This is a genomic window from Nonomuraea purpurea (genome assembly GCF_042650645.1).
Lineage (GTDB): Bacteria > Actinomycetota > Actinomycetes > Streptosporangiales > Streptosporangiaceae > Nonomuraea > Nonomuraea purpurea.
In genome coordinates, this window is record NZ_JBHSBI010000027.1 from 127,448 (window position 1) to 150,312 (window position 22,865).

The window sequence follows — 22,865 nt, forward strand, 5'->3', positions numbered from 1 at the left end:
ATTGGCCCGTACTCCGCAGACGCGCAGGTGAACACGGCAAATCAGGGCTGGGGGTCGGCGAAGGCGAGTTCCGGCGCGCCGCCCTGGTCGAACGGCAGGATGAAGCGGCGGGGCCAGGAGAGCACCCCTTCCAGCCACCCCGCCCCCATCGTCTGCCCCACGTGCCGCACCCGGGCCGACGCCTCCACCCCGATGGCGACGGTGACGACGTCGCGCTGCACGCCCTCGTTCTCGTCGTCCCCCAGGATGACCCGCCAGGCCAGCGCCCGGTTGTGGTCCATCTCCATGGACAGCGGATGGTGGCGCAGCGCCCTGGCCCGGTGGCCGAGCAGCTCGCTCTGGACGGCGTCGCCCGGCGCGTTGCCGTTCGGCGGGCGGAAGAGGGCGTACTCCATGGGAGGCGCGGGGCTGCGCAGGTTCGGGGCGGGCTGCCCGAACGGGAAGAGCCGGTCCACCTCGTGCAGCCAGCGCACCTGCGGGATGACCCACGACGCCCCCGGCCGCTCCCCGCCCCCGTCGAGCCCCGACAGCAGCCGCGTGGCGACCTCGGCGGCCTTCTCCGTCAGCAGCGAAGGGTCGAACCAGCTCCGCAGCGACCACGCGCGCCGCTGCACCGAGCGTTCGACCAGGGTCGCCAGCAGGCACTCGCGCCGCCGCGCGGGCAGGTCCGACCAGGTCGCCGCCAGGGCGCGCGGCACCCCGGGCAGCGGCCGGTTGCTGACGAAGGCGAGCACGACCGTGTCGCACCAGATGCGCAGCCAGGCCCAGTCGGAGGCGTCGGCGTGCACGTCGGCCTCGCGCAGCTCCACCAGCGTGCACGCCTGCCCCGTACGGCAGGCCGCCCCGCAGGCCGCCGACCGGCGCCCCCGGATGGGCGGCGGCGGGCCCGGCAGGACCTTCTCCCTCGACTCGCCCAGCGGCACCCGCACGCGCAACGGCCGGTCCATCCCGTCTGCGAAGACGGCGGCCGAACCGGGCTGCAGGGACACGACGTGACGCGACTGCTCCTCGCTCAGGTTCATGGCGGCCCCGACGAGCTTCCTGTCGTCCTCGGCCGGCAGGCGGTGCACGACCTTCAGCGCGGTGTTCTTGACCACGTCGGAGACCAGCTTGGTGGGGATCTGCTCGGCCACGACGATGCCCTCGCCGTACGCTCTGACCTCCGCGAGCAGCCCGGCCAGCAGTTCGACGGCGTGGGTGGAGGCCCGGCCGTGGCCTCGGTCACGCAGTAGCCGGTGCGCCTCCTCGATCACGATGACGTGCCGCAGCTCGTGGGACTTCTCCTTGCGCGCCCGCATACGCAGGTGCTCGACGATGCGGATGATGAGCGTGCCCATGAGGAACGCCTTGTCCTCGTCGTTGGCCACGTCCTCGATCGCCAGGACGACGTCGCGTTCCAGCAGGCCGCCGATGTCGGCGGGGTGGCCGCCCTCGAAGAAGCGCCCGGCCGAGCCGACGCGCAGGGAGCGCAGCCGCAGCGAGATGAAGCCCTCGACGTCGGCCTGGACCTCGCGGCCGTAGCCGATCTCCTTGATGACGTCCATGGCGTGCTGCTGGAGCTGTTCGAGCGTGGGGACGCTGGGCGGGACGCTGGAGCCGGGGACGGCCCCGCCGGTGACGACGTCCCAGCCGGTGGCCTCGTAGACGCGCTGCAGCGCCAGCGACATGATCTGCGGGAACGGCTCCTCGGCGTCGAAGGCCGCCATGAACAGCGCCCTGACCATGTCGATGTGGGCCTGGACGGGGTAGCCGGGCTCGGGTTCCAGCGGGTTGATGCTGAACGGGACGCCGTCGGGCGCTGAGGGGTTGATGACCGTGATCGGGTCCTCGACGCGGCCCGCCATGGCGGCGTACTCCGACTTGGCCGGCTCGATGGCCAGCCACGGGATGCGGGCCCTGCTGAGCTGCTCCAGCAGGTGCCTGACCGTCTGGGACTTGCCCGAGCCTGTCGCTCCGGTGACGAACGCGTGCCGGTTCAGCGTGGCCAGCGGCACGCGGAACGAGCCGACGCCCCTGTCCTGGCCGTCGAGGATCTCGCCCAGCTCCAGCTCGCCCGCGTCGGCCTCCGACGTCACGTCGAAGAAGCCCGACTCCAGCACCCGCACGCCGGGCACCTCCCGCCTGGGCAGTCCGGCCAGGGCCGCCAGCGCCCCCGCGGTGGCGGCGAAGGGGGCGGCGGCGCCGTCGGCCGGGTCCTGCATGGTGATGGCCAGGGCTTCCGACAGCGCGTAGACGGAGCCGTGGGAGCTGCGCAGCCGGTAGGGGTGGTGGCTCATCTCGACCGACCCGACGAGCACGGGCGCGATCTGCCGCAGTTCCTCGGCCGTGGCCCCGCCGGCCAGCACGCGGACGTTCCACAGCCCCGCCTCGCGGAAGGCGTCCAACTCCTGCATGCGCCGCTCGGCCCGCTCGGCGTCGAAGCGGGAGCGCTCGGAGGCGTCGCCGTACTGACGCAGCACGTTGAGCTGGGTACGCAGGTGCGCCACCTCGGCGTCGAGCAGGTCGGTCGGCTCGGCCACCACGAGCCAGGCGAACGGCCGCGACATCAGCGTCACCAGCGTGGCCTCGAACAGCGTCGGCAGCTTCAGCTCGTCGACGGGCGCCCTGCTGCCCAGAGGCGGCGCCTGACGCCCCGGGCACGGCGTCCACACCAGGTCGGCCAGGTCGGCCAGGTACTCCTCGTCGAGCTCGATCCCCCGCGCCCCGCCGGGGAACAGCAGCGGCTGCGGCCCGCTCGGCTGGTCGGGCGCGCCGGTGGACCTGCGCGGCTGGCGCGGCGGCGACAGCGGGCCCGCGTTGGTGATGAGTTCGAGCGGCGCGCCGGAGCCCCGTGACAACCACCCGATGACGAACGGCCGGTCGCGCTGGGCCGCGGACAGCACCGCGGGCAGCACGGTGACGAAATCCCATTCCGCCGATGAGCTTCGCGAGGGTGCTGCGATCGACTGAATTCGATACCAGGGCCCGCTCAGCGAGACACTCGGCTGCATTTCATCCCCCCAAGACGGTTCTTTGCTAAATTCCGTCAGCCGTCAGCTCGTCACCTTGACATTGACCATGTCATTGCCTCCCCTTGCGCCAGTCCAGGCGCGGCGGTGGCGGACCGAGGTTCGGCGGCGGCTCCCCGTCGCCGTCGTCGTCGGCCTTGGGGTCGAGCGCGAGCACGGCCTCGCGCACCTCGTCCAGCTCTCCGAGCGTGGTCTTGGGGAAGGTGAGGATGGCCGGGTTGGCGTCGGCGAGGCGGACCCGCCGGCCCTCGGGGGTGGCGTCCGTGACGATCACGGAGGTCGTGGGGAGTTGCTGGAGCTGGTGCGGCTCGACGAGGAACTCGCGCGAGCGCTGCAGCACCCGTTCCTTCTCTGAGATCTTGTCGGCGGTCCTGCCCCACTCGGTGGACGCGGTGATGTCCCCGACCAGGTCGGTACGGTCCTCCTCCCGGTCCTCCTTGGGGTCGTCCATCTGGGAGACCGTCGAGATGTAGCCGCCGTCGAGCCCCGGCAGCGACTCGCTGATCGTCTCGGTGAGCTGGGCCAGCTCCAGCCGGTGCTCGGTCCCGACGTGCTGGCTGGCGACTCTGGCGTCCTCGGCGTTGCCGAGCCGCATGAACGCCACCGCCGCGTGTCCCCTGCCGAGCCGCTCCCGGACGGTCGGCGTCAAAGACCGATAAGTCAAGACAAGCCCGGTACGGCTGGTCTCGCAGGCGTCCATGAGCCGATCCAGCACGTCGCCCCTGAGCTTGTCCGCCCCCGCCACGATGATCGTGTGATACCAGGGCCGGTCGGAGGCGGGCGACTGGCGCAGGATGTGGGTGAGCGCGGTGGCCACGTACGTGCCCAGCACCCGGTTGCCGAACACGCCCGCCTGCCGGTCCATGCTCACCACCCGCAGCCGCGCGGGCGGCAGCCGTACGGCCTCCGTGCCGAGCGTCTCCAGCTTGCGCAGTTGCGACTCCAGCGCCCAGGCCCGCTCGATCACCACCCGATCGCTGACCCCGCGCCCGAACAGCGTGCCGATGCGTTCGAGCTGCGTGGCGGTGATCAACCCGAACTTCAGGTCGTCGCGCGGGTCGCCCACCTGCGCCAGGGCCCGCAGCGCCGCCGTGACCTGGCTGATCGTGGCGTTCTCCCCGAGCACCTCCAGCACCCGCTCCAGGATGGCGTTGTCGAAGCTGAGGTCGCGCGTGGTGTGGTGCTCCTCGCTCACGCTCACCACCTGCGCCAGCACGTCGGCGAACGCCTCCGGCTTGAGCGTGGCGCCCAGGTCCAGCTTGGGCAGGTCGACGGGGAGCACCCAGACCAGGGGGTCGTCGCCGCCCTTGCGGGCCAGCTCGATCAGGTCCTTGGCGATCGCGCCCTCGGACAGGTCGAGCACGGTCAGATGGCCGCCGCTGTAGAGGCGCGTCGCGCCCAGCAGCGTGATCAGGGCCGACCAGCCGGGTAACGTGCCGCCCGCCACGTCGATGCGGTCGAGGTCGTCGGGGACGGCGACGGCGTACCAGGCGAGCTGCCTGTCGTGCCGGTCCTTGGACTCCTGCCACTCGCGGTAGCGCCGGGCGTGCTCCTCCTGCGCCTTGAACAACTCCTTGTCACGTTCCTCGCGCTGGCGCTCGTCCCTGGCCCGCTGCTCCGTCACGCGGTACTTCACCGCCCGGTCGCCCTGCAGCAGCGCGTAACTGCAGATCCCGGCCACGCCGCCGGTAGCGAGCAGCCCGAGCAGCGCGAAGGACCAGTCGAGGTAGCCGGCGACGGGCGCTGCCAGGATCAACACGCTCAGCACCAGCATGAACAGCCGGACGTGCCGGACCGGCCGGTTGAGCAGGTCCTCCTGGAGCCGCTCGCGACGCAGGAGATCCGCCTCGGCGGTGTCGGGCGGGGCGGCGGACGACTGCTCTTCGACGGGCGAGGGGCGCTTGGGCGGGGAGCCGGGGTCGGGATGCAGCAGGATGTACTGCCAGCCCAGGTAGATGCGGTCCGCCTGGAGCTGGGCATGCTCAGGATGCACGTCCGTCACGTGACCCTCCGGCCGCGATATGTCGTTTGGAGCAGGGGGCAGCCCTTTCCGCTTCGTGACAGCGTATGAGCTACAAGCCCTGTAGCGGCAGGGTTCTCGGCAATTCGGCCACCCCGATGGGAGGATTGCGGCAGATGAGACAAGCGAGACCTATTACCATCCTTATCCATGACGGAACCCTCCGGCGACAGCACTGACAAGCCCAGACGTCCGGTAGTGGTGCCCGCGGTGGCGTTGGTCGCAATCGCGGGCCTCGGCATCACCGCGCTTCTCGGCGGCCTCAGCGAGGCCGCGGAAGAACCCGAGGCGCTCGGCCCCGGCGCGGTGCTCGACCAGGGCCTGTACGACACCAAGATCGTCGCATCGCGGGTGACCGTGGAGAAGGCCGAATCCCAGTTCGCCGAGGACAAACGATTCGTGGAGCTGATCTTCGACGTGACCAACAAGGGGGACGAGACCATGGCGGTCGGCAACCCCGCGGCCAGTCCGGACAAGGCCCACACGTGGACCGCCTTCGCCGCCTCGCTCATCAAGATCACCCCGGCCTTCGACCAGGAAGCCGGGCCGTTCTCCTTCGCCCGGGTCAAGGGGGGCGAGTCCCGTCAGCTCCAGCCCGGCGTGCCCAACCAGGTCGTCGTCCGCTACGAGCTCCAGCCGTCCGAGCAGCCGCCGGAGAAGATCACCTTTGACATGAGCTCCTTCGTGGAGGAAGAGCAGTTCCTCAACAGAATCCCCGCCTGGCAGATGGACTCCACCGAAGCGGGCGACAAGATACTCCCGGTCATCAAGGCGCGGGTGACGCTGCCGGTCGAGAAGGGTGAGGCGCAGTGACCGCCACCGACCCACGCCCCTCGGGCGCGCCGGCGCCGCGGCGCTCGAGAAGGGCGGCGCGCCGGCGCGGCAGCGGGTCGCGGCTGCTCGGCGTCGCCGCCGGACTGCTGTTGCTGAGCGCCGCCGTCGGGGTCCAGTCCATCCGGCTGACGCCCGAGGAACTCAGCGCGCCGATCACGTACGTGGGCGCCAAGGGGGACACCGTGGACGCCAAGCGGTTCACCGTACGGCTCAACTCGTTCACGGCTGCGAAGGCGGTCAAGACCCACACCAAGACCGTCTCCACCGACAACCTGTTCCTGATCGTGGACGCCTCCGCCAAGTCGAGCCTCAAGCCCTACCACCTGGGCCAGCCGGTGCTGCTGACGGCCGACGGCAAGAGGTTCGACGCCACTGACCGGGTGGACCAGAGCGCGACGCTGGCCACCAAATGGATCCAGCCCGACATCTGGGCCGGCGGCCGGTTCTTCTTCGAGGTGCCGGCGGCGGTGCTGCCCGAAGCGCGGGTCATCTTCAGGCTGCCGCCGGAACTGCTGGTGGAGCAGTACCCGCCGGAGGTCGAGGTGGATCTCGGCCTGACCGAGGAGGGCGCGCGCAAGCTCGCGGCCACGCCTCAGGACGTCTACTCGACCGTTGAGAAGTGATCGCAGGATGAGCACGAACGACGAGCGCAACTGGTTCTCCCCCAGGAACGACGACGCCCCGGCACCGGAACAGTCCCAGACCCCACCGGCCGGGCTCGGCGAACGCAGCAGCCGGCCGGGCCACGGGATGCCGTCTGAGTACGACGTGATGCCCGGCGAGGAGACGGTCCCCCATCCCGCCATCCGGTTCGGCGAGCCGCCCGTCTCGGGCCGGGGAACGCCGCCGGGCGGCGAACTCCCCACCGACCGTCGCAGCGAGTTCTCTCCCGACCAGGGACTGCCGTCCCGGCGCGGCGAGTTCTCCTCCGACCAGGGGCTGCCGTCCCGTCGCGGCCGTCGCGGCCGGGATGTGCCGCCTGCCGGCCACGACACGCCTCCGCCTTCCGGCGGGCCCCAGGGGCCCGGCGCGTACCCCGGCCAGGACACCGGCCCCAGACACTCCGCCGCCCCCGGCCAGCCGGCTCCGCAGGGGCAAACCGCCCCACACGCCCCCACAATGCCCCTTGGCCGGCCGATCCCCCCTGCCCCCTACGAACGACCGGCCCCGTACGGCCAAGCCCCGCACGAGCAACCCCGCCACGGACAGGCACCGCACGAGCAGCCTCGGCATGGCCAAGCCCCGCACGAGCAGGCGGGGCCGTTCGGGCAGGCCGAGATGCCGCCGCCACGCGGCCGCCGCCACGCCCGGCCGGGCCAGCAGGTCTGGCCCCCGTCGCCCCGCGAGCGCGCCACCGGCGACACCCAGCCCGACCAGATCGTCCAGGACGCCCCTCGCCACGGAGAGGAGCCGCCCGCCGCCCGGCCGAACCGCCGCAGGCGCACGCTGCTGGTCGCCGTGGGCGCGGTCGTCCTGGCCCTGGTCACCACCGCCGCCCAGTCGTTCGACGGCTACATCGTGTACGCCAAGAACAAGGAGGGCATGGAGACCAGGATCGTCGACGTCCCGCGCGGGCAGGCGGGCAAGGTCTACAACATCGAGTGGAAGACCGTGCTCTCCCCGATGAAGGCGCCTCCGGACAGCAAGCACGGCCCCGACGTGGCCTGGCTGAAGGTGGACATTTCACAGAAGGTCCTCGACGAGCGCTACGCCACCATGACGGGCGCGCCCATAGACGCGCGCCTGAGCGACCAGTCCGACCGCACCTGGGTCGTCGAGCTCGCCAAGGGCGACGACTATCCCACGGACAAGCTGGAGGTGGGCAAGGAGTACAAGTTCGTGGGCGCGGCCGTGGTGCCGGTGTCGGTCGCCAAGGAGGTCGAGCTCTCCTTCCGGCCGAGCACCTACCGCTCGGACACGCCCACGGAGGAGCTCTTGACGCGGGAGAACATCGAGAAGGAGCCGAGCACCGACGTGCTGTGGTTCAAGCGCTGACGGAGGCGTCGTCGAAGGGCTCGCCGCTCAGGCGGGCCCTGGTGGCCGCGATGTCGTAGGTGGCCGCCAGCAGCGCCATGGTGAGCCCGGTGACGATCATGTCGCGCAGGAACGCCACCGGCGGCCCCTGGAAGGCCCACACCCACTCGTCCCGGCTGCCGACGAGCGTCGCCAGCCCGCGTTCCGCGTACTCCGCGACCACGTTGATCACCATGTAGCACAGGCACATCATGCCGAACAGGGCCAGCCCGCTCTTGAACACCATCCGCAGGGCGTTGGCCAGCGGCAGCCAGCGGTCCTTGAACCCGCCGGTGAGCTGGTCGAACGAGCGCTGCGTGAGGTCGTGGCTGCTTTCCAGCCGGTCCACGCCCTTCTCCAGGCGGGTGCCCTTCACCAGGGTGCGGGTGTCGTCGGAGAAGGCGCCGAAAACGAGCATCGCCACGGTGAGCCAGGCCAGCGGCACCGCCACGGCCTCGATGATCAGGGGCCAGAGCTCGCCCCACACGCCGGTGAGAGCTTCCCACAGGGGCACGTTCTTCTGCATGTCGGCCCAGACGGCTTCGGTGCCCGCGACCACGCTTCTGTGCTGCACCCACTCGGAACGCGCGTCGGCGATCGCCACGGTCGCGTTCAGCCCGTAGAAGACGAACGCGAACTCGGAGAAGGCGGCCCCGAAGCCGTAGAACCTGCCGCTGCCCTCCCTCTCCGCGAGCTTGGCCAAGAGCGTTTTGAGCCCGAAGGTGGCGATCATCGCGCCCAGCGACACCCGCCAGTCGAGGTCGACGAGCCCCCGGCCGACGTCGTTGTTCTCGCCGAACAGGGAGTTGGCCACCCCGTCCCAGAAGTTGTGCAGGATGTCCATCTGGTAGACGTCCCTGGCGTCCTCCGACTGGAACCCCCACGCCAGGTAGAGCACCGCGAAGGCCGGGGCGACCCGGTCCAGCGTCCGGAAGAAGCGCTCCTGCGGCACGCCGTCTTCCCCTCTGGCCCGCATCTCCCACAGCGCGTCGCGCAGGCTGTGGAGCATGCCGGTGGTGACCGTCATCGCCGCGAGGATGATGCACGTCAGCAGCGTCATCGTGATGATCAGCCGGACCTGGCGGAAGTCTCCGTAGGCGACCTCGGTGGCGGCGTACAGCAGCGCGAAGCGCGTCAGCTCACCCGCGGCGAACCAGCAGATCAGCGGCAGCGCGCATCTCCACGCCAGGCGGAGTGCGTGCAGGGGCAGGGAGTACGGCGACGGCTGTTCCTGAGGCGACGTCGGCCCAGGTCGTGGTGGAGCCGTCGCACCTATCGAACCGGACATCTGGAGAATCGTATCGGTCTGCCCCTTGTGCCGCATCAGCAACCGGCGAAAAACGCTACTCTGAGCTTATCGATCATGAACGCGCGGCAACCGTTCCCTGACCAGCGGGGATGCGCTACCCGGTCAAGCCGGCCCGAGCGGGCTCGCAGGTGCGGCACGGGCGGTAGCCGGCCGCCCTGGCCTGGGCGACGCTGCGGAAGCCGTGCCGGTGCCTGGGCGTGATGCGCCTGGCGTTGTGGCAGGTGGGGAAGCAGACCACGCCCGTGGTGTCGCTGGCCAGGTAGAACACCCGCCGTCCCGCCAGCTCCCGCACCCGCTCCAGGTCGGCCCCCTCGGCCAGCAGCAGCCGTTCCTTGGCCGCAGGGCCGAACACGTACTCGCCGACGACGCCGTCCGATCTGGTGACCCGGTGACACGGGATCAGCAGCGGCACCGGGTTGCGGGCCAGCGCCGTTCCGACCGCGCGCACGGCCCTGGGCCGGCCGACGCGCTCGGCGATCCACGCGTAGGGGCGCACCTCGCCGCGCGGGATCGTCCGCGCCGCCTCCAGCACCTCGCGCTGGAAGTCGCTCATCCCGCGCAGATCCAGCCGCAGCCCGGACGGGCGGCCCGTGCGCAGCGCGGGCAGCAGCCCGGCGGGCGGACGCGCACCCGGCAGCAGCGGGCGGCCGAACCGCTTCCTGAACGCCTCGGCGAAGCCGTCGCCCTCGTGCACGTAGGCCACCCCCTGGTCGGTGAACGCGACCGCCAGTTCCCCGATGGGCCCCGGCACACGTACCCAGCGGGCCGCGATCCGGTCGAGCAGCCCTTGCGGCGGGTCGGCCGCCAGCGCCGCGAGCCCGGCAAGCAGCGGATCCTGGTTCATCGGACACCTCCTAGTGCGCGCAGCCGCTTCAGCCCCCGTGACACGTGCGACTTGACCGTGCCCTGCGGGATCTTCAGCACGGTGGCGATCTCGCTGACCGGCAGGTCGACGACGTGCCGCAGCACGACCGCGACCCGCTGCTCCTCCGGCAGCAGGCCGAGCAGGTCGCTCAGTTCGTCGCCGGTCTCACGGCGCTCCGCGGCCGCCTCCACGTCCTGGTCGGGATCGATCTCTTCCACGGGCTCGTCCCGCAGGTCGAGCGGCGGCCTGCGGGACTTGGCCCTGGCGCAGTTGCGCCAGATGTTCATCAGGATCGTCATCAGCCAGGCGCGCGGCTGGAGCCCCGCCACCCGGTCGCGGTCGTAGCCGGCCAGCGCGCGGTAGGCCCGCAGGAACGTCTCCGCGGTGAGGTCCTCGGCGTCCGCCCAGCGCCCGCTCAGGCGCAGCGCGGTCGAGAAGACCAGGCCGCGGTAGGCGCCGTACAGCTCGGCGAACCCCTCGTCGAGGTCGTCGAGCAGCGCCTTACGCACCGGGTCGAGACAGTCCAATTCACTCACATCTTGGACAACACCAACCGGGGCGGATTCGTTGCAGCGAAAAGCCCGCGCCCGGATGACCCGGACGCGGGCTTGTCACGAACCTCGGCTCAGACGGCGACCGCGAGCTGGGAGACCTCGCCCAGCTTGGCCTCCACCTGAACGTCCCTGGTGACGCCGCCGCCCGCGATGATGCGCACCGTCCACTCGCCGGGAGCGGCGAAGAAACGGAAGATGCCGTCGTCGGACACCACGACCTCGCCGGTGAACTCGCCGGACTGGTCGAGCAGCCGCGCGTACGCCGTGCCGGCACCGGTCACCACGCCCTGGATCACGGCCTGGTTGGCCAGGTCGATCCCGGCGGGCAGAGCGATCGTCTGCTCCGGCGCTCCGCAACCCTGTGCAGTCTGTGCGGTGGTCATCAGCGGGCCTCCCCCAGCTCGATCGGCACGCCCACGAGCGAGCCGTACTCGGTCCACGATCCGTCGTAGTTCTTCACGTTGGCCTGGCCGAGGATCTCGTGCAGCACGAACCACGTGTGCGCCGAGCGCTCGCCGATGCGGCAGTAGGCGATGGTGTCCTTGCCGAAGTCGACGCCGGCGTCCTGGTAGAGGGTGCGCAGGTCGTCGTCGGACTTGAAGGTGCCGTCGTCGTTGGCCGCCTTGGACCACGGGATGTTGCGCGCCGTCGGCACGTGGCCGCCGCGCTGCGCCTGCTCCTGCGGCAGGTGGGCCGGGGCGAGCAGCTTGCCGGTGAACTCGTCGGGCGAGCGCACGTCGACGAGGTTGAGCTTGCCGATCGCGCCCACGACGTCGTCGCGGAACGCGCGGATCGCGCTGTCCTGCTCCTGCGCGCCGTACTGCGTCTTGGCCCGCTCGGGGACGTCCTTGACCAGCTCGCGCGAGTCGAGCTCCCACTTCTTGCGCCCGCCGTCGAGCAGCTTGACGTCCTGGTGGCCGTAGAGCTTGAAGTACCAGTAGGCGTAGGCGGCGAACCAGTTGTTGTTTCCGCCGTAGAGCACGACGGTGTCATCGTTGGAGATGCCTCGGTCGGACAGCAGAGCCTCGAAACCGGTCTTGTCCACGAAGTCGCGGCGGACCGGGTCCTGAAGATCCTGCCTCCAGTCGACCTTCACGGCGCCACGGATGTGGCCCTTGTCGTAAGCGCTGACGTCCTCGTCGACCTCGACGAGAACGACTCCGGGCGTGTCGAGGTTGGCCTCGACCCAGTCGGCGTCCACCAGGGCGGCGGAGCGGCTCATTGGGAAACCTCCATTTTGGCGGCGGGCAGTAGACGGCGAACGAGCAGGTACATTTCGCAGCCAAGGCGGAATCCGAAGGCTGCGTTGAGGAGGGCCGCGGTGCCTTCCATCACCTTCTGAACGCTGCTGACGAGCGTTCTGAAGAGCATCGTGTACGGCGATCGCCACAGCACCACGAGCGCGAAGATCACCGCCTGGGCGGCGAGCGGCCAGGCGGTCTCCGTCACCAGGACGAGGGCGAGGACGATAGTCGTGGTAGCCGCGCCAAAAAGCAGCGCTGTGGGATCGGCACGCATCGTGGGATGCTCCTGAAGGGGTCGATGGGGCGGACCGGGCGTCCGCGAGATCGTCCTCAGGCAGCGCGACAGAGCGCGGTGGCGACGCGGCAGAAGTCAACCGCGCGCCGCTTCGTCAGCAGCTCTGTCGTCGGGTTCATGAGCATGACACTACTCGGCGTCTCGTCATCTGTCACATCTCGTCCGGTTGGTGAGACAATTTATGAGACGGATTCGCGCCGGGACGCCGGCCTCGCACGGCTGACCAGCCGTCTTGTCCGCGCCCCGCCCGCGACCTCCGCTAATTAGGCACCTTCACCCCCACCAGCACCCGGCCCGCCGCGTCGACGATCTCGAACCCGGCGATCTCCGGCATGGGCAGCGAGGTCGAGCGCCTGAACACGACCTTGTCCTGGTAGGTGTCGCGGGTCAGACGCCACGCCTTGGTGGGCCGGCGCTCACCGTCCACGCCGATCACGACGAGCCTGCAGGTCGTGCCGACCGGGACGCCCGAGACGCGGACACCCAGATCGGTGCCGCCGTCGCCGCCGGGCCAGGCGGAGACGGTGGCGCGGTACTCCTCGGCCTTGTTCTGGCCGGAGAACTCGCGGCCCTCGTCGGAGAACACACGGGCCTCGTCCGCGGGGGACTTCGTGGGCACCGCCCTGCTCGGGGACTCCACGACGTAGGGAACTGGCGAGTCGAGTTGCTCGGCCTTGTCCGCCCTCGGCCGCACCTGCGAATCGGCGGCGCCGGACCCGGCGGACTCAGGGGCCGCCGCAGTGGAGACGTCGCGGTCGGCGCTGGTCTGCACGGCGACCAGCGCCGTACCGCCGACGGCCACCGCCGCGGCGGACGCGGCCAGCGTCAGCAGCAGGCGGCTGCGCTTGGTGCGTTTGGCGCGGTCGTTCAGCAGCCGGTCGAGCACCTGGCGTGGGGGGCTGGCCACCAGCTCGACGTCGCGTTCCGACACCTTGCCCAGGAAGGAGGTCACGCCCTCCAGCTCCACCAGTTCGGCCCCGCAGTCGTCGCAGGTCGCCAGGTGGTTGTCGATCTCGATCGCCTCTTCTGGGTCGAGCGCGCCCAGGGCGTGCGCGCCCAGGGCCAGCTTGACCTCCTCGCACGTCATCATGGCGCCAACCCCCGCTCTTCAAGCGCCAGCTTGAGCGCCCGCAACGCGTAATAGGTGCGCGATTTGACCGTGCCCGGCGGTATGCCCAGCGTCGCCGACGCCTCCTTCACCGATCGCCCCCGGTAGTAGACCTCCATCAGCACCTCGCGGTGCTCCGGCCGCAGCACGGCCAGCGCCTCTGCCACGGCCCACGACTCGACCGCGCGCTCCAGCTCGTCGTCGGCCGGCAGGACCGCCAGCGCCTCGTCGCCGGTCTCCTGCGGCCTGGCCTTCTTCGCGCGGTGCTGGTCGACGACGAGGTTACGTGCCACCGTGAACAGCCACGCGCGGATGGGCCGGTCGGACAGGGCCTCGGGATGTCGCCAGGCCCGCAGCAGCGTCTCCTGCACGACGTCCTCGGCTCTCCCTGAGTCGCCGGTCAGCCGCAGAACGTAACCGTAGAGTGGCCCGGCGTGCTCGTCGAACAGGGTCCTCACGAGTTCCTCGTCCGCTGTCCCGGCTGCGCTCACGCCTTCTTCACGTACGCCGGGCCCGAGCGGTTCAGTGTCATCCACGGATCGGCACGTCAGACGCTTCGGCCGAGATCTCCAATCCATCGGCCACGCTCTTGACCCCGGTGACCTTCACGTCGAAGGGCAGCTTGCCCTGGAACGGGATCGGGAAGGAGACGAGCTGGGCGAGCTGGTCGGGCACGCCCTCGATCTTCTCGGCCCGGACCCTGATGCCGTCGTCGGTGAGTTCCACCCGCAACTCGGCGTTGAAGGGCACCTTCTGCGCCCCCACCGTGAGCTCGCCCGACGCCGTGAGCCGCTGCCCGTTGCCGCCGATCTTGACGCCGCTCGGGGCGTACTTGTCGATGATGGCCTTGGTCAACGTGCCGCTGATGGTCACCCGCCCGGCCTTGATGTTGGGCCTGTTCTGCAGGATGCCGTCCAGGGGTGCCGTCACGTCGTAGGCGGCGCCCCGCAGGTTCCTGATCGGCACACCGCCATAGGTGAAGGTGCCGAGATCGAACCGTACCTCGGGATAGTGCCCTGACAGGGCCTGCGTAAGAAATGGGATGCCCTCAATTGTCACGGTGGGCGTGCCGCTGAGGTCGGATGCCGCCGCGATCCTGTTCGCGAGATCGCGCTGCACGCCCGCGACGGCCACACGATCGAGGGCGACAAGGACGACGATGAGCAGGATCAGAAATACGATCAACTTGCGCATGGGGCTTCCTGTCTCAGCCGGGGGTACTGCAGCCTACCGATCGACATGGCTCATTCCCCCACAAACCTTCCGATCACCTCTGGCTCACCCGCCCGCGAAGGGCGGCAGCACCTCGACGGTCGAGCCTTCGCCGAGAACGACCTCGTCGTGGGCCCGTTTGCCGACCGGGGAGCCGTCCACGAGGAACGAGGAGCGGGCCACCACCCGGGCCAGTTCTGCACGATTTTGTGTGATTTTCGTCATTAGTTCACCAAGAGTGATCGCTTCGAATGGTTCTTCGGCGACCCCCGCCGCATCCTTGGCCGCGGCCCAATACCGTATTTTTCCTGCCGCCATGCGCACCTCACTTCTCGTTTGCACCTATTGTGCGCCGCCGTTAACGACGTTGTTTCAGGTGACATGCTGTTCACCTGCTGGACGCGCAATGGACGCGACTTACTCGTGGGATATCCTCACCTACAGGACCTGGGCGACGTAGCCCCCGGGTCCTTGCGTGTTTGAGGAGGCCGTAATGAGCAACCTGCTCCTGCTGACCAACGCCCTCGAGCCGTCCGCCGAGGTGCTTCCGGCTCTGGGGTTGCTTCTCCACTCGGTCCGGGTGTCGCCCGCGGAGGCGTCCGCGCTCATCGACACGCCCCCGGCCGACGCCGTCCTCGTGGACGCGCGCAAGGAGCTCGTGCAGGCCAAGAGCCTGTGCCGGTTGATCCGCACCACCGGCATCGACTGCCCCCTGCTGGTGATCGTGACCGAGGGCGGGCTGGCCGCGATGACCTCCGAGTGGGGCGTCGACGACGTCCTGCTCGACAGCGCCGGGCCGGCCGAGGTGGAGGCGCGCCTGCGCATGGCCACCGGCCGCATCTCCCAGGCCGCCACCGAGGACGTGCCCGACGAGATCCGCAGCGGCGACCTGTCGATCGACGAGGCCACCTACACCGCGCGGCTGCGCGGCCGGGTGCTCGACCTGACGTTCAAGGAGTTCGAGCTGCTGAAGTACCTCGCCCAGCACCCCGGCAGAGTCTTCACCCGCGCCCAGTTGCTGCAGGAGGTCTGGGGCTACGACTACTTCGGCGGCACCAGGACGGTCGACGTGCACGTACGACGCCTGCGCGCCAAGCTCGGCACCGAGTACGAATCCCTGATCGGGACGGTCCGCAACGTCGGCTACCGCTTCGTCCCCGACCGCGCCGACGCCGCCAACGTCTGAGCCGATTGACAGCGGAGCCCCGCGGATGTGACAAATAACCGTTGGGGTTGGTCAACTGCTGTCAGACCGAGGACACCGCCGTCCGCAGATGGGTGGTGTCGGGTGGGTCTGTTCAGATCTCTGGTGGACGAGGGCGCGCGGCCCCGCGTCTACCGGCGTAACGAGATGATTTGCTCGCCATTGCGGCCCGCCAATCAGATTTACCTGATCGACTATGGCTTCGCCCGCGAATACACCCCCGACGGCGAGGGCGAGGCCGTCCACGACCTGCGTGGCGACGGCGATCTGCTGGGCGAGCTGGCCTTCTGGAGCGCGGGCGACCGGGTGAAGATCGACGCGCTGACCGAGCTGCGAGCCTGGCCCATCGATCTGCGGCGGCTGCGCGAGCACGCCTCCTCGAGCCCTGCCGTGCTGACCGCGCTGGTCCAGGAGCTCTTCGCCAGGAACGTGGCCGCGCGCAGGCACGAGTCGCTGGCCCGCGCCCCCGTCGCCGCCCGGCTGGCCGTGTGGCTGCTGCACCTGGACGAACGGTACGAGCTGGCCTCGGACTCGGCGCCGCCGCTGTCGACGGAGACGCTGGCCGATCTGGTGGGCAGTTCGTCCGACGTGGTCCAGCGCCGGCTCACGGAGTGGGGGCGGCGCGGCTGGCTGGTCAGGACCGGTTACCGGCGGCTGCTGATCGCCGACCCGTCCGCGCTGCGTGACGCCGCGGGCGGCTGGGAGCACCTGTCGGCCCCGTGGCAGGGCCAGGTGACGCCGTTCCTGACCCGGCCCGGCGTGCCGCTGAGCGAGCCGCTGCGGGTCGGCGAGGTGCCCAAGCCGCGCCAGCTTCTCGCCACCGTCCCCGACTTCACCGGCAGGCAGCAGAGCCTCGACCTGCTCACCACCTGGCTGGACCGGCCCAGGCGGACGAACACCATGGTCGTCCAGGGCCTGCCGGGAGTGGGCAAGACCGCGCTGGTCACGCACTGGGGTCATCTGCACGCCGACCGGTTCCCCGACGGCCAGATCGTGATCGACCTGCGGGGCCAGTCGCCGAGCCAGCCGCCGATGAGCGCGATCGAGGCGCTGGGGCAGATCCTGCGCTCGCTCGGCATCGGCGAGCCCGCCTCCGACGAGGCCGAACTGACCTCGCTGTACCGCAGCAGGATCGCGGGCCGCAGGCTGCTGCTCATCCTCGACAACGCCGCCGACCCCGCGCAGGTGCGGGCCCTGCTGCCGGGCAGCAAGGACTGCGTGGTGCTGGTGACCAGCCGCACGATGATGGCGCCGCTGCGGGCCACCGGGCACGCCGACCTCATGGACCTGCCGGTGCTCGACCCGGGCAACGCGGTGGCGCTGCTGGTGGCCGTGCTCGGAGAGGACTCGCCCAGGGCCGCCGACAGGGACGCGCTGGCCGAGCTGGCCAGGGTGTGCTCCTACCATCCGTTCGCGCTGCGGATCTCGGCGGCCAAACTGGCCGAGAACCCCGGCATGAGCGTGCACTCGCGGGTGCGGGAGCTGCGCAGGCCGGACCGGTCGCCGATGGGCGATCCCGAGGAGGCGTTCAGGTCGGCGCTGAACCTGGCCTACGAGTCGCTGAACCCGGCCCAACGGCGGGCGTTCCGGCACGTCGGGCTGCTGCCGGGCCGGGACTTCGCGCCGCAGGTGCTGGCCGCCGCACTGGGCGTGCCGGTGGACGAGGCCGTGATCGCGGTGGAGGAACTGCATCGGGCGTACCTGGTCGAGCCCATGCCCGGACCCCGTTACCGGGTGCACGACCTGGTCAAAGGGCTGGCCAGGGAGCTGGGCAGGCACGCCGAGGCGGGCGTGCGCGAGGCCAGGGTGCGCCTGCTCGACCACTATCTGGCGGTCGCGACCGACTCCGGCACGCCGCGCGAGTGGTTCGAGGCCGAGCGGCGCTCGCTGGTCTCGGCGGTGCGGCTGGCGGAGGAGAGCGGCGCGTACGGGATGGCCTGGCGGCTGGCCGAGGCCGTCTTCGCGCCGTTCAGGAGCCTGCGTTTCTACGAGAACAACCTGGAGGTGCAGCAGGCCGGGCTGACCTCGGCGATGCAGGTCGGCAACCGGCGGGCGATCGCGCTCATGCGCAGCCACCTGGGCTCGATCCACCGGGACATCGGGCCGTCGACGCTGGCGGCCAGGTTCATCGGCGAGGCGCTGGCCGACTTCGCCTCGCTCGGCGACGGCGTCGGACGGGCGCGGGCGCTCAACGACCTGGCCGAGGTGCACGGCATCGCGGGCAACAACGAGGACGCGCTCAAGTGCGCGGGCGAGGCGCTCGACCTCTACAGGGAGATCGGCGACCTGAGCGGCGTCGCCGGGTGCCTGCACACGCTGTCGCGGCTGCACCTGTCCCAGGAGCGCCACGAGCCGGCGCTGCAGTACGCGGGCCAGGCCCTGGACGTACGCGAGGGGCTGCACGACCGCCGGGGCACCGCGCAGAGCCTGATCATCCTGGCCCGCGTGCGACGCAATCTCGGCGAGCTCAACGCGGCACTGTCGGAGGGCCTGGAGGCGCTGTCGATCTGCCACGAGCTGGGCGACGACCAGGCCGAGGCCGAGACCCTGCTCTGCCTGGCCGAGATCTACGACCTGCTGCGGCTGCCGCACGACGCCCGGCGCGACGCCGAGCGGGCGCTGGCCGGCTACACCGCGACGGGCGACCAGCACGGCTGCGGCCGGGCCCTGTGCGCGCTCGGCCGCATCGCGCGCAACGGCTCACGGTACGACGAGGCGCTGGCCTACTACGAGCAGGCCCTGGCTGTGCAGATCGAGCTCCACCACGAGCAGGGCAAGGCCGAGACGCTCGGCGACATCGGGCTGGTGCACTGGCGCCTGTCGGACTACCTGCGGGCCGACGACTACCTGAACCAGGCGTTGTCGATCAGCCGGGTGATCCGCGACGAACCGGTGGAGGCCAGGATGCTCAACCGGCTCGCCAGGGTGCGGCGGCGGCAGGGGCTGCCGCAGGTGGGCTTCGTGTTCGCGCTGGAGGCCCTGGACATCGTGCAGGGCGTGGGCAACCGGCGGGCCGAGGCGGACGTGCAGGAGACGCTGGCGTACACGTACCTGTCGCTCGGGCGGCACGAGCCCGCGCTTGAGGCGGCGCGGGCGTCGCTGGCGATCAGGCAGGAGCTGCGCGACAACCGTGCCAGCGCGCTGCTGTCGATCGCGCAGGCGCTGCACACGGCCGGCAGGCCCGCGGCGGCGCTGCCGTTCGCCAGGGAGACGGTCGAGCTGCAGAACGAGACCGGCACGCGCGACCGCTGGGCGGCGGCGCTCACCACGCTGGCCATGGTGCTGCTCGACCTGGACCAGCTCGAAGAGGCCGAGGGGCACGCCCGGCAGTCCAGGGACGTGCACCTGGAGTGCGGCACCAGGCGGGACCTCGGAACCGCGCTGCGGGCGCTGGGGCTGATCTCGGCCCGCAAGGGGCGTCTCGGCGTGGCGGCCGGCTATCTGCGCGAGTCCGTGCAGGCGCTCGAAGAGGTCGGCGACGTCATCGAGGCCCGGCAGGTGGCGGAAGAGCTGCGCGACCTGGCCTGAAAGCCGCGCATAAACAACCGGGACGCTCGTCCCGTATATTTCCCAGCATCCGGGACGGGTGTCCCTATTCCTTGGGAGAAACCTATGATGCGCATGGTCCACCTGGGCGGCGGCCTCGACGTCTCCGCCCTCGGCCTCGGCTGCATGGGGCTGAGCGAGTTCCTCGGGCCCACCGACAGGAACGAGTCGCTCGACACACTCAGGAAGGCCGCCGACCTCGGCATGACCTTCCTCGACACCTCCGACTACTACGGCATCGACAAGGGCGAGCGCATGGCACCGCCGCCCGTCCTCGACTGAGTTCACGGGGCGCGCGGCGGGAAGGCCGCCCGGTGCGGCCCTTCGTCCGGGTCCAACTCGTGCCGGATCCTGGCGCAGTCGTCGAGCAAGGCCGCCTGCAGCAGCCGCAACCGGTGGTTCTTCGTCCCCTCGAACTCCGCGATCAGCTCGCGCTGCCGCGCCTCGCCCTCCTTGCCGGCCGCACGCAGCTCCTCCAGGTCTTCGGCCCTGCCCTGACCGATCTGGAGCCGGCCGAACCCGTCGAAGATCCGCGAGAGCGCCTCCAGTTCCCCCGACAGCGGCCTCGGCAGGTCGGCGGCCTCCTCGCCGGGCAGGCCGCGGGCGCCCGCCACCAGGTCCGTCAGCCCGCGCGCGATCCCCCTGAGCTGGTGGCAGGCGTGGTCCAGGCAGGTGGCGGCCTCGGCCACCTGCCGCAGTCTGCGGTCGTAGCGGCGGCGGCGCCACGACAGCCGGACCGACTCCGCCGCCTGGTCGGCCGTCTCCTTGGCGTTCTCCAACCGCTGGGACAGGGTCCTGGCCCGGTCGAGCCAGCCCTCGGCCATGTCCCTGTCCCAGTCGCAGCGCAGGCCGCGGGCCATGTCCTCGGTCAGCTCGGCCAGCTCTCCCGACAGCCGGCAGAGCTCCCGTTTGGCCTGCTCCACATAGCGCGGCGGCAGCAGGAGGTTGGCGGCCAGGCCGACCGCGGCGCCCAGCAGCACGTCCGCGAAACGGGCGAAGCCGTACGTGCTGCCGAGCGAGAACACCAGCAGCGCCGAGATCGGGATCTGCACGTTCTGGGCCGGCAGCTTGAGCAGGCGGGTCAGGACCAGGCCCGCCACCACCAGCACCGCCAGCGTCGCCGCGTTGACGCCCAGCAGCCACATCAGCCCCGTCGCGGCCGCCACCCCCACGATCACGGCGCCGACCTGCTGGACCGCGCGCACCGCTGTGCCGTACGCGGTGGCCGAGACCGTCAGCAGCACGCCGATGGGCGCGAGCATAGGCAGATTCAGCCCCAGTGCGCGCGCGGCCAGCCACCAGCCCAACACGCAGGCGCCCGTCACCTTGGCGATCTGGATCAGCTCCGCGCGCTCCATGCGCAGCCAGCGGCCGAACCCCAGCCGGCGGATCCGGCCGAGCCCCGCCGCCCCGCCCGACAGGATGCGTTCGAACGGGGAGCCTCTCGGCTCGGTCTCCATGCCCCTTGACCTGCCCAGACAGTCGCCGGATAGCGCCCGGCGGCGTGCTCAGGCTTCGCGGCGGCCTGTGGTGACCGGTCGGGCGCCCGTCGCCGTGGCGGTCAGCCGCTCGTAGACCTCGGCCGCCGTCGTCTCGCAGCCCAGCCGGTGGCCGGTCAGTTCGCCGTGGTCGTCGCTCGATCCGGTCACGGCCAGTCCGAGCTCGCCGGCCAGGCCGCGCACGTGCGCGCGGGCGTCCGCGTCGTGGTCCAGGTGGTCGGCCTCGACGCCGAAGAGCCCGGCGCGCGCCAGCTCGGCGATCCACTCGTCGGGCACCTCCTCGCCGCGCCTTCTCGCCTTCGGGTGGGCCAGCACGGCGACTCCGCCGGCCGCGCGCACCAGGCGCACCGCACGCTCGGGGTCGAGGGCGTAGCGGGTGACGTGGGCGCGCCCGCCCGCGCCGATCCACTCGGGTGTGAACGCCAGCGCGGGCTCGGCGATGGCCCCGGCCACGACCATGGCGCGGGCGATGTGCGGCCGCCCGATCGGGCTACCCCCTGCCAACTCGGCCACCTGCTCCCAGGTAACCGGCACGCCCAGCTCGACCAGCCGTTCGACGGTCAGCTTGGCGCGGACCTCGCGGGCCTGCGTGATGCGGGCGCATTCGGCCACCAGCTCGGGATCGAGCGGGTCGAAGAGGTAGGCCAGCAGGTGGATGCTCTGGCCGGCGCGGCGGCACGACAACTCCATGCCCGGCACGAGCGTCAGCCCGGCCGGCAGCGCCTCGATCGCCTCTCGGTGTCCGCGGACGGTGTCGTGGTCGGTCAGCGCGAGCACGTCAAGCCCTTGCGCGCGGGCTCGGCGCACCACGTCGGCAGGGGGTTGCGTCCCGTCGGACGCGGTGCTGTGGCTGTGCAGGTCTATGCGCATTGCCCTCCGATCGTACGACGTCACACCTGGATGGTGGCCAGGTTTCTGCCGTCGGCGGTCTCGATGGCGAAGTGGTTCAGCTCGGACTGCGGCAGGCTGGTGCCCCCGTGCAGGACCAGCGGGTCGGGTGAGCCGGAGACGCCGTACCCCTTCTCCGGCACGCCCCAGCTCGCCACGACCTCGGAGCGGCCGTCGTCGCCGAACGCGCGCAGGCGGCACTGCAACGGCCCCTTGACGCCCTTGAGTTCCAGCGCGACGTGCGTGCCCCAGCCCTTGTCCTCCAGGCCGACGACGCCGTTGACGCGGGTCTCCGAGTCGTTGAAGGAGTAGGTGCGGCCGGTCAGGAGCAGCTCGCGGGCGGGGCCGTGGATGCTGTCGGGGTTCGGCTCGCCGGTCACGGAGTTGACGGCCAGGAAGATGCCGGCCGCGACCAGCACGCAGGCGGCCGCGCTCATGACGATCCTGTGCAGCCCCCGGCGGCGGCGTTCCGTGGCGGCTCGGCGTACCAGCAGTGATTCGACCTGGGCGTCGGGCGGGCTGGGCAGCAGGTCGTCCGGATGCACCCCCTTGATCAGTTCCCCCATGGCCGCGAACGAGCCGACCTCTTCCGAGCAGCTCCCGCAGGCACGCAGATGGTGTTCGAACTCGGCCCGCTCCTCGTCACTGAGCAGGCCGAGCGCGTACGCGGCCACGTCCTCGTGACGTACCTCCGTCATGGCAACGTCACCCCCCTTTCCTCCAGCGCCACCCGTAACGCGCGCATGGCGTAGTACACGCGGGACTTCACCGTGCCCACGGGCACGCCGATCGTCTCCGCCGCCTCTTGTAACGTCCGGTCGAGCAGGTATGTCTCCGTGAGCACCTGGCGGTGGGCGGGCGAGAGGGAGAGCATCGCCTCGGTCACGACGATCTCGCGCAGCAGGCGCTCGTCTTCTGCGGCCACGGGCTGGACGCGGTCGTGGATGTCCTCGACGGTGTCCAGGGGGCGGGAGCCCGAGCGACGGCGGTTGTCGATGACGACCCTGCGGGCCACGGTCGCGAGCCAGGGCATCAGCGAGCCGGACTCCGTACGCAGGTCGGGGAGGTTGCGCCAGGCGCGTACCAGGGTCTCTTGGACGACGTCCTCGGCCCAGCGCCGATCGCCGCCCGTCAGTCGGACGGCGAAGGCCATCAGGGGGCCGCCGTATTCGCGGTAGAGGGCTCGGACCATGGCTTCGTCCGTTACGCGGTGTTTCACAAGGGGACGGACTCCTCGCGCGTGCTGCGGATACCATCGAATATCGC

Annotated in this window: 23 protein-coding genes; 6 read left to right on the top strand and 17 right to left on the bottom strand. The window is 70.9% G+C overall.

Going from position 1 to position 22,865, the window contains the following annotated elements; genetic code table 11:
* Window positions 1–41: 41 nt before the first annotated feature.
* Together ACFOY2_RS39895 and ACFOY2_RS39900 are read right to left on the bottom strand one after the other, a co-directional pair.
* On the bottom strand, window positions 42–2,990 hold the full coding sequence (locus ACFOY2_RS39895) for an ATP-binding protein (RefSeq protein ID WP_379533303.1): 2,949 nt from the start codon (window positions 2,988–2,990) through the stop codon (window positions 42–44).
* A 70-nt stretch (window positions 2,991–3,060) separates the two neighbouring features.
* Complete coding sequence (locus ACFOY2_RS39900; protein ID WP_379533304.1) at window positions 3,061–5,010, bottom strand: hypothetical protein; 1,950 nt, start codon at window positions 5,008–5,010, stop codon at window positions 3,061–3,063.
* Between the two features lie 168 nt (window positions 5,011–5,178).
* Between ACFOY2_RS39900 and ACFOY2_RS39905 the strand changes: the two genes are divergently transcribed.
* The 3 genes from ACFOY2_RS39905 to ACFOY2_RS39915 are packed head-to-tail and all read left to right on the top strand — an operon-like array spanning window position 5,179 to window position 7,857.
* Window positions 5,179–5,841, top strand: coding sequence for a hypothetical protein (locus tag ACFOY2_RS39905; protein ID WP_379533305.1), 663 nt, complete (start codon window positions 5,179–5,181; stop codon window positions 5,839–5,841).
* On the top strand, window positions 5,838–6,485 hold the full coding sequence (locus tag ACFOY2_RS39910; protein ID WP_379533306.1) for a hypothetical protein: 648 nt from the start codon (window positions 5,838–5,840) through the stop codon (window positions 6,483–6,485). Before ACFOY2_RS39905 ends, ACFOY2_RS39910 begins: the two co-directional genes overlap by 4 nt.
* Before the next feature lie 7 nt (window positions 6,486–6,492).
* Window positions 6,493–7,857, top strand: a complete 1,365-nt coding sequence (locus ACFOY2_RS39915) for a hypothetical protein (protein WP_379533307.1) — start codon at window positions 6,493–6,495, stop codon at window positions 7,855–7,857.
* On the opposite strand, the gene ACFOY2_RS39920 is transcribed toward ACFOY2_RS39915, so the two are convergent.
* From ACFOY2_RS39920 to ACFOY2_RS39970, 11 genes are all read right to left on the bottom strand, one after another.
* Window positions 7,847–9,163 carry a hypothetical protein gene (locus ACFOY2_RS39920; RefSeq protein ID WP_379533308.1) on the bottom strand — a complete coding sequence of 439 codons (1,317 nt, stop codon included), beginning with the start codon at window positions 9,161–9,163 and terminating at the stop codon, window positions 7,847–7,849. The two genes, ACFOY2_RS39915 and ACFOY2_RS39920, sit on opposite strands and share 11 nt — an antisense overlap.
* A gap of 115 nt (window positions 9,164–9,278) precedes the next feature.
* Window positions 9,279–10,028, bottom strand: a complete 750-nt coding sequence (locus ACFOY2_RS39925) for a methylated-DNA--[protein]-cysteine S-methyltransferase (RefSeq protein WP_379533309.1) — start codon at window positions 10,026–10,028, stop codon at window positions 9,279–9,281.
* Window positions 10,025–10,585 carry an RNA polymerase sigma factor gene (locus ACFOY2_RS39930; RefSeq protein WP_379533310.1) on the bottom strand — a complete coding sequence of 187 codons (561 nt, stop codon included), beginning with the start codon at window positions 10,583–10,585 and terminating at the stop codon, window positions 10,025–10,027. Before ACFOY2_RS39930 ends, ACFOY2_RS39925 begins: the two co-directional genes overlap by 4 nt.
* Before the next feature lie 89 nt (window positions 10,586–10,674).
* Window positions 10,675–10,986, bottom strand: a complete 312-nt coding sequence (locus ACFOY2_RS39935; RefSeq protein WP_379533311.1) for a DUF1416 domain-containing protein — start codon at window positions 10,984–10,986, stop codon at window positions 10,675–10,677.
* Window positions 10,986–11,825: a sulfurtransferase gene (locus tag ACFOY2_RS39940; protein ID WP_379533312.1), complete on the bottom strand. Its 840-nt coding sequence runs from the start codon at window positions 11,823–11,825 to the stop codon at window positions 10,986–10,988. Before ACFOY2_RS39940 ends, ACFOY2_RS39935 begins: the two co-directional genes overlap by 1 nt.
* Window positions 11,822–12,121: a DUF4395 family protein gene (locus tag ACFOY2_RS39945; protein WP_379533313.1), complete on the bottom strand. Its 300-nt coding sequence runs from the start codon at window positions 12,119–12,121 to the stop codon at window positions 11,822–11,824. Before ACFOY2_RS39945 ends, ACFOY2_RS39940 begins: the two co-directional genes overlap by 4 nt.
* A 56-nt stretch (window positions 12,122–12,177) precedes the next feature.
* On the bottom strand, window positions 12,178–12,267 hold the full coding sequence (locus ACFOY2_RS39950) for a putative leader peptide (protein WP_357825266.1): 90 nt from the start codon (window positions 12,265–12,267) through the stop codon (window positions 12,178–12,180).
* A 134-nt stretch (window positions 12,268–12,401) separates the two neighbouring features.
* Window positions 12,402–13,232, bottom strand: coding sequence for an anti-sigma factor family protein (locus tag ACFOY2_RS39955; RefSeq protein WP_379533314.1), 831 nt, complete (start codon window positions 13,230–13,232; stop codon window positions 12,402–12,404).
* The gene (locus ACFOY2_RS39960) at window positions 13,229–13,741 is read right to left on the bottom strand and encodes a sigma-70 family RNA polymerase sigma factor (protein ID WP_357825269.1); all 513 of its coding nucleotides are present in this window, start codon (window positions 13,739–13,741) and stop codon (window positions 13,229–13,231) included. Before ACFOY2_RS39960 ends, ACFOY2_RS39955 begins: the two co-directional genes overlap by 4 nt.
* 37 nt (window positions 13,742–13,778) lie before the next feature.
* Complete coding sequence (locus ACFOY2_RS39965) at window positions 13,779–14,444, bottom strand: LmeA family phospholipid-binding protein (RefSeq protein ID WP_379533315.1); 666 nt, start codon at window positions 14,442–14,444, stop codon at window positions 13,779–13,781.
* Between the two features lie 84 nt (window positions 14,445–14,528).
* Window positions 14,529–14,780: a MoaD/ThiS family protein gene (locus ACFOY2_RS39970; protein ID WP_379533333.1), complete on the bottom strand. Its 252-nt coding sequence runs from the start codon at window positions 14,778–14,780 to the stop codon at window positions 14,529–14,531.
* Between the two features lie 175 nt (window positions 14,781–14,955).
* Between ACFOY2_RS39970 and ACFOY2_RS39975 the strand changes: the two genes are divergently transcribed.
* From ACFOY2_RS39975 to ACFOY2_RS39985, 3 genes are all read left to right on the top strand, one after another.
* Complete coding sequence (locus ACFOY2_RS39975; protein ID WP_379533316.1) at window positions 14,956–15,648, top strand: response regulator transcription factor; 693 nt, start codon at window positions 14,956–14,958, stop codon at window positions 15,646–15,648.
* A gap of 102 nt (window positions 15,649–15,750) precedes the next feature.
* Complete coding sequence (locus ACFOY2_RS39980) at window positions 15,751–19,194, top strand: tetratricopeptide repeat protein (RefSeq protein ID WP_379533317.1); 3,444 nt, start codon at window positions 15,751–15,753, stop codon at window positions 19,192–19,194.
* Between the two features lie 84 nt (window positions 19,195–19,278).
* Entirely contained in the window at window positions 19,279–19,494 is a 216-nt protein-coding gene (locus ACFOY2_RS39985; protein ID WP_379533318.1) for an aldo/keto reductase, read from the top strand.
* Between the two features lie 2 nt (window positions 19,495–19,496).
* Here ACFOY2_RS39985 and ACFOY2_RS39990 read toward each other — a convergent pair whose 3' ends face one another.
* From ACFOY2_RS39990 to ACFOY2_RS40005, 4 genes are read right to left on the bottom strand one after another with little or no spacing between them, the layout of a single operon-like run.
* Window positions 19,497–20,672, bottom strand: coding sequence for an FUSC family protein (locus tag ACFOY2_RS39990; RefSeq protein ID WP_379533319.1), 1,176 nt, complete (start codon window positions 20,670–20,672; stop codon window positions 19,497–19,499).
* Window positions 20,673–20,720: 48 nt separating this feature from the next.
* Complete coding sequence (locus tag ACFOY2_RS39995; protein WP_379533320.1) at window positions 20,721–21,581, bottom strand: PHP domain-containing protein; 861 nt, start codon at window positions 21,579–21,581, stop codon at window positions 20,721–20,723.
* Window positions 21,582–21,601: 20 nt separating this feature from the next.
* Window positions 21,602–22,297 (bottom strand): zf-HC2 domain-containing protein, encoded by a 696-nt coding sequence (locus ACFOY2_RS40000; RefSeq protein ID WP_379533321.1) that lies wholly within the window; start codon window positions 22,295–22,297, stop codon window positions 21,602–21,604.
* Complete coding sequence (locus ACFOY2_RS40005) at window positions 22,294–22,791, bottom strand: sigma-70 family RNA polymerase sigma factor (RefSeq protein ID WP_357825307.1); 498 nt, start codon at window positions 22,789–22,791, stop codon at window positions 22,294–22,296. Before ACFOY2_RS40005 ends, ACFOY2_RS40000 begins: the two co-directional genes overlap by 4 nt.
* Window positions 22,792–22,865: the final 74 nt, after the last annotated feature.